The 283-nt window shown below is 30.7% G+C and carries 1 protein-coding gene; it reads right to left on the bottom strand.

The window, feature by feature from the left end:
* Window positions 1–273 (bottom strand): 2Fe-2S iron-sulfur cluster-binding protein (locus tag LDP10_RS03465; RefSeq protein ID WP_265197306.1); only part of this gene is annotated, 273 nt, incomplete at its 3' end.
* Between the last annotated feature and the right edge of the window lie 10 nt (window positions 274–283).

Genomic DNA, 283 nt, shown 5'->3' with positions numbered 1-283 from the left:
TATTCCCTTCCGAAAAGTTATTGATTCAATATCTTTAGTAGAAATAATTGTTCCATCTAATACAGGAGTCATACAAGATATGATCAGATTTCCTTTTTCTGAACGCAAAGTATCGTATTTTGTAACTGCACATTGACGACATGATCCAACACTACCTAACATTGGATGCCAACAAAAATAAGGAATATTAATACCCAAAGATAAACATGCTTGTAATAAATTATCTGATGCATCTACATTATATTTTTCACCATCAACATAAATTTTAGCCATTAAAGAACCC

The organism is Buchnera aphidicola (Pemphigus obesinymphae), from assembly GCF_026122815.1.
GTDB classification, from domain to species: domain Bacteria; phylum Pseudomonadota; class Gammaproteobacteria; order Enterobacterales; family Enterobacteriaceae; genus Buchnera_C; species Buchnera_C aphidicola_BJ.
Note: the sequence above shows the minus strand (reverse complement) of the source record. Positions and strands in the feature narration are given on the sequence as shown.